The organism is Thermogutta sp., from assembly GCF_014359955.1.
Classification (GTDB): Bacteria; Planctomycetota; Planctomycetia; order Pirellulales; family Thermoguttaceae; genus Thermogutta.
This window is the reverse complement of record NZ_JACIYL010000222.1, coordinates 1-5,858: the sequence shown is the minus strand read 5'-3', so window position 1 is coordinate 5,858 and position 5,858 is coordinate 1. Positions and strand designations below refer to the sequence as shown.

3 protein-coding genes are annotated in these 5,858 nt (G+C 59.0%); 1 reads left to right on the top strand and 2 read right to left on the bottom strand.

Annotated elements, in window-relative coordinates; genetic code table 11:
* A partial coding sequence (locus H5U08_RS08635) for a hypothetical protein (protein WP_297032194.1) occupies nt 1-198 on the bottom strand: 198 nt, incomplete at its 3' end.
* 226 nt (nt 199-424) lie between these two features.
* Between H5U08_RS08635 and H5U08_RS08630 the strand changes: the two genes are divergently transcribed.
* The gene (locus H5U08_RS08630) at nt 425-4,351 is read left to right on the top strand and encodes a hypothetical protein (RefSeq protein ID WP_297032193.1); all 3,927 of its coding nucleotides are present in this window, start codon (nt 425-427) and stop codon (nt 4,349-4,351) included.
* A 218-nt stretch (nt 4,352-4,569) separates the two neighbouring features.
* Here H5U08_RS08630 and H5U08_RS08625 read toward each other — a convergent pair.
* Nucleotides 4,570-5,858, bottom strand: a 1,289-nt coding sequence (locus H5U08_RS08625; protein ID WP_366494291.1) for a Gfo/Idh/MocA family oxidoreductase, incomplete at its 5' end; no start/stop codon positions are given.

Here is a 5,858-nt window from a genome sequence, read left to right as displayed (position 1 = left end):
GCCAGCCCGATCCAGCAATTGAATCACCGCCGCGACATCCCCGTCTCGTGCCAAACCGTAGCCGAAGACCCACACCCAGCGGTCGGGGTAGCGGGCATCTTCTGCAGCCACATGTTTCTGTTTCACAGAGACGAGGATGACGCTGCCCAGGATCATCACCCATGACAAAACCCCATGGTGCCGTGACACAGATCGCATGGCAAATTCCTCCTCGCAGAGCCATACCCACTGGCTTTTCGCCAGAGGGCAGAACATAATGGGCCTCGACCGACGAGAATTGTGGTTCCTTCGCACGCGGCGCACAAGTGCCCCCGCGCGTTGATACCTCGCCTTCCAGCACATTTCGCTCACTTTCCTCCCGATGTTTTTCCGCGAAGGGCGGGCCGGGATCATGCTCAACCTGTGGTCCTTGAGGGAGACGACCATGCATCACTTAAACTACTGCGAGTACTTGACGCTTTTGGGCATTTTGCTTGGAACACAAGTCTCCTGTTTCTTTTGTGAGGCGGAGGAAATTGTCGGCAAGCGCCCCTACGAAATGGACTGGGCCGGCCGCACGGAGGATACGCGACCTCCGCTCATCGACTTCGAAAACCTCGACGGATGGACCGTGGAAACCCGAAATGCGGTGGCTTCGTTCATCCGCTCCCGCGAGCAACAGATCTGGGGAAAGTACGTGGGCAAACTGACTTACCGGGGTGTCGGCCCGAATCCCGCAATCATTGTCAGGCCGCCGCAGCCTGTGCCGTTTGCAGGTCCAGTGGACTGCGTCAACGTGTGGATCTACGGCAATAACTGGGCCTGGGTTCCGGACCCAACCACGCCTCAGGTGCAGATCACCATCCTCTTGAAGTCCCCCGATGGCCGATCTATCCGAGTCGATATGGGCCGTGTGTACTGGCGGGAATGGTTTCTCGTCCACACCCGCCTTCGTCCGGAAGATGCCAAGGCCCTGGAGCGGGGCGGGGTGGTCGAGGGCATCGAGATCAGCGGGGGCACAAACGCTGAGGACCGTGTTCTGTATTTCGACAACCTGACACCCTACCTGGAACCGCTGCCGCCCCTGGTTTTTGCTCCGCGACCCCGGCGTCCCCTCACCCTGCCGGAAGGTCAGACGACCGGCACCAACACCGGCCCCGGGGTTCTTCCGTTCCCCACGCGAGAAAAAACCATCCTTCCCGACCAGCTCACGCAGCCATATCGCACAGAACTTGTCCAAACGGGTGACGCCTTTGAATTCCGTTACGAGGGAGCCGACTCCCGGTTTACCTATCGTTACCAACCGCGGGAAGGACATTGGGGCGATGTCGCCGTCGTTTGGTCAAACGGGCTGACGTTCCGACCGATGGTGAGCGGAGGCATTCGACTTCGCCTGTCCGATGGACGAGTTGTAGAGCCGAGATACACGCTCCTCGACTGCCGGAGAAAAGATCAGCTCGTCGTTTCCCGCTGGCGGGCGGAGACCGACGGTCTCAGCACAGAGGTGACCTACACGTTCCGGCTGTGGCAGAAAAGCCTCGTCATTGATGTCGCCTGTCGCGGCGGTACGGTGGGAGAAGTGCAGTTTGGATATGCCGAAGGTGTCCCTTCTCCACGATTGGTCACGCTGCCTTACCTGACCTGCGACGCCCGACGGCCGGCTGTGGTCGTGGCGGGTGATGCAGGCCAGCCTCTGTTCATGATGGGACTTGTGGACTACTATCGTTCCAATGCATCAGCCCTTTTCGCGATCAATGATCCTTCCCCACACCATCTCGTGTACAACGGCGGCGCCCGCTATCTGCCCAGAACAGACGGCAAGCTCAATGACTGCTTCGAGCGATTCTTCCTGACAGTGTCGCCTCAATTTGAAGAGGTCTTGCCCAATATTCCCAATCCAAAGTCTCCCTGGATGCATGTTGCTGGCGAACGAGTCTGGCGGGCTCATGGAGCATCAAATCGCGAGCATGATTATGCGCTATGGAAGCGCGTCGCCCGCTACGGTATGACAAAAATCGTCGTCACCGACCACGAAACAGGCTGGCGAGACGGCGGCGAGAGTTTCACCCTGCGTACCCGTGCAGCACCGGGAAAGGGCGGCGACGAAGGACAGCGCTGGTACGCCCAGAAAATGCAGGAGCTGGGTTTTCGCTACGGTATTTACAACAACTACACGGACTACGCTCCCGTCAATGAGTTCTGGGATGAGGACTGTGTCACGCGGCTGTCGGACGGTAGCTGGCGACGGGCCTGGCCACGCTGTTACAACCTCAAGCCGGCCCGAGCAGTGGAATTCGAGGCCAAACTGGCCCCCATCATCCAGGAGAAATTCCATCTCAGCACCGCCTACTGCGACGTCCACACGGCCGTGCGTCCGTGGGATTACTGTGACTTCGATGCCCGTGTACCAGGAGCCGGAACATTTGCTGCCACATTCTATGCCTATGGTGAGATCATGCTCCACCAGAAGGCCACCTGGAATGGGCCGGTCTACAGTGAAGGAAACAACCACTGGTACTATTGTGGTCTGACGGATGGCAATTACGGCCAGGACCAGCTCGCCCGGCTCGACATCAATCCCTGGCTGGTCGACTTTGACCTGCGGAAACTCCATCCCCTGTGCTGCAATTTCGGGATGGGAAATTTGGGGATGTTCTATCCGCAGGGGCACCCGCACCTGAGCGACGAGGAGGCCCTGGATCGCTTTCTCGCGGCCACACTGGCCTTTGGCCACACGGGTTTTCTCGTCATGGAAGGTGGCATGGGCAACGCGGTCCGCAGTTATTACTCCGTCCAACAGATTCACGCCCGATATGCCCAGGCAACAGTAACGGATATCCGTTACTGCAACGAAGAAGGGCGATTGGAACCGACCAGCCGAGCTCTTCTCACAGGAGCGTACCGCCGGTCCCAGGTGTACGTGAAGTACTCCAACGGTCTCGAACTGTGGGTAAACGGCCACTCCCGCGATTTGTGGCATATCCCGGAAATGGACCTGACATTACCGCCCAACGGCTGGTGTGCGCGGGGAGAATTTCCCGATGGCCACCTGCTCGCGTATTCAGCACTGATCAATGGCCACCGTTGCGACTACGTCGAATCGCCGGCATACATCTACGCCAACGGCCGCGGCAGAATCACGCGTTTTCCACGTGCACTCTGTGACGGGCAACTCGTCCTGTTGCCCAAATCGGACGGGAGTTTTGAGTTGATCCCCCTCGATTGCACCGTCATGGCTGTCAAGTTAAATGGCCAGTCAGCGAAGGCAACCGGCCTTGATGAAGAGGGCAGGGAAGGCCAGCCGGTCGAGGTCAGGTTCGCTCGGGGATTTGTCCACGTGGTTCCCCAGAATCTATCCTTCAGCTACCGACTCGTACCCGAACCGCCACCGTCCACCAGCCCCAACTGCGATCGGGAAGCGGTCGTACCCGGGGAGACCGTGAAGATCGAAGGGCAACCTCCTGGGTCCTGGATTGTTCCCCTCGATGCCAAGCCGGGAAGTCTCGTGTGGCATTCGCACAACGGACAATGGTTGGATTTCCGCATCGTTCCTGTGGCCGATGTTGACCTCCAGGTGAACGCCACCGAGCAAAAATGGTTGCTGTCACTGCGTTCCAATCTGCCGGAAGAAAAACTTTTCCTGGTTAAACTGGGGGAAGCCACTCAACAGGTTAAACTCGCTCCGGAGAGCTGGACGATGGTCTCCGTACCCTTCCACCCACCGGAAAAGGAGGGCGTCATGCCTGTGCCGGTGGAACTCAGTGCGGATGGTTTCACTCTCCGCCAGATGTGGCAACTTCGTGTAAACCGCCAGCTCGTGGAAATTGCGCCCTTTCCTGAAATCGAATTCACTGTGCAATGTGTGCGCGGTGGGAACGAAGGCCCAGTTGACTCCGCCACAGGAGCTATCGTGGACAAAATAAAAACGTCCTGTGGCGGCGTGGAAAAACTGTCCCTGTTCATGCATCCCCCTTATCGTGGAGGTGTGGGTTACGTGGCGGCCATCCTCAAACCGGTTCATCTCCCACCAAAGGTGCCCGCCTGTTTGCGATGTGCTGTGGGCAAAGGGGATGGAAGCGATCCCGGAGACGGTATCCTCTACCAGGTTTATGTGGTTGACGATGGCGGCCAGCAAAAGCTCCTTGGAGAAATCACCCAACGGGAGCACTCCTGGCATCCCTGGGAGCTTGACCTGAGCCCGTGGGCGGGACAAACCATCAGGCTGAAACTCGTGGCAGACGTGGGACCGGCGGGCAACTCCGTCGGCGATTGGGGATGCTGGGCCGATTTGCGCATCGAAAGCCGCGAGCCTCAATGGGTCTACACGGTGTCGAAAGAGCCGCAATCTTCCGTGGATACCAGCCGTCGTTGATGACGCTCATTGAGTGGACACCCGAGCTTGATTTTGTCGCTTCCTGCACAGCTCGGGCGGAGGCCTGACCTTTGTTGGTGGCGGCTCGGACACAGCGCGGCAGCGGCCGGGCGCTGTACACACCCGGCCTCACCGCTTACCACCTGATTCGTGCACGGAACGGTCGCTGGGAAAGTTGGTGGAAGCCGTCCCCGCCACTATCCCAATGGACCAGCCGGTCAAACCTCCAGCTTCCAGGGCGGCCTCATGGGCCGAGACAGCATCTTGGCGGCCTCCGGATCGCCAACGATTTCTTCTTTCTTGGGATCCCACGTTATCTTCCGGCCGGTGCGAATAGCAATATCGCACATATGGCTGATGATGTCCGATCGGACGGCTTCGTCGATGGGGGCAATGGCCTTTCCGCCGGATTTGACGGCTTCGATGAAATTCTGATCGTGCCGCGGACTGCGGGTCAGGTGAACATCATTGGGACCCAGCTCCAACTTAAGGAGGGACTTCGGTTCCGCATCAATCCCCGACCGACGCACGTCCACCCAGCCTTCTGTGCCGATAAACTTCGTTGAATCGCTGCCCGGCTTGAACGTCATCACCACCCCATTGGCCATCTGGACGGTCACATTCCAGTGGATGACCGTATCGTAAAGTCCCTGTTTGGGGATCTCACCGGTCCCTTCGAACGTCATCGGACCCGCCAAATCCGCGTCGCACCCCCAGATCATGATGTCCAGCGGATGGGCCCCCCAACCGGCCAGAAAGCCGATGGAGTAGTCATAAATCCAGTAGGTCCCCGGCGGATTGCAGCGGCTCACCGTGTACGGCTTCATGGGGGCTGGACCGATCCACATTTCGTAATCCAGCTCGGGTGGGACGGGAGCCGGCTCAGTGGAGCCACCTGCTCCGCCATCAGGGGCAATCACTTCGATCCTTTTCAGTTCGCCGATCTTCCCGCTGCGGACCAGTTCGCAGCCAAATCGGCAGTGGGCCATGCTCCGCTGCTGGGTTCCATACTGGAATACACGGCCGGTTTCCCGGAAAACTTTCCGGCACAGCAGGTCCTGCTCGACTGTCAGTCCGAGCGGTTTTTCCACGTAGGCGTGTTTGCCGGCTTTGGCTGCCATGATTGCGATGGGCACGTGCCAGTGATCAGGGGTGGCAATAACCACCGCGTCGATATCCTCGCGGGCCAGCAATTCGCGAAAGTCTCCGTAGGCCTTTCCTTTGATCATTTCCGCCATCGCCTCGCGACGGTCGCGATAGGCGTCGGCGACCGCGACAGGTTGCGCTCCGGGGCAAGTCATGAAACCACGAAGCAAATCCCGTCCGCGTCCTCCCACCCCGATGTGTCCAACTGTCACCCGTTCGCTAGGTGGCGTGGTTCCTTCGAGCCCTAAGGCCGTCGCCTTGACGAATGACGGAATGGCTAACGACGTGGCCAGAAGGGATTGCAACGCGCGTCTTCGTGAAATGCGAGGCTGTTGCATAACAAAGTCCTCCCGAAATGCGT

Bases quoted from the DNA above. Each gene is read 5' to 3' on its own strand.
- H5U08_RS08630 (WP_297032193.1), top strand. From the start codon at position 425: ATGCATCACTTAAACTACTGCGAGTACTTGACGCTTTTGGGCATTTTG.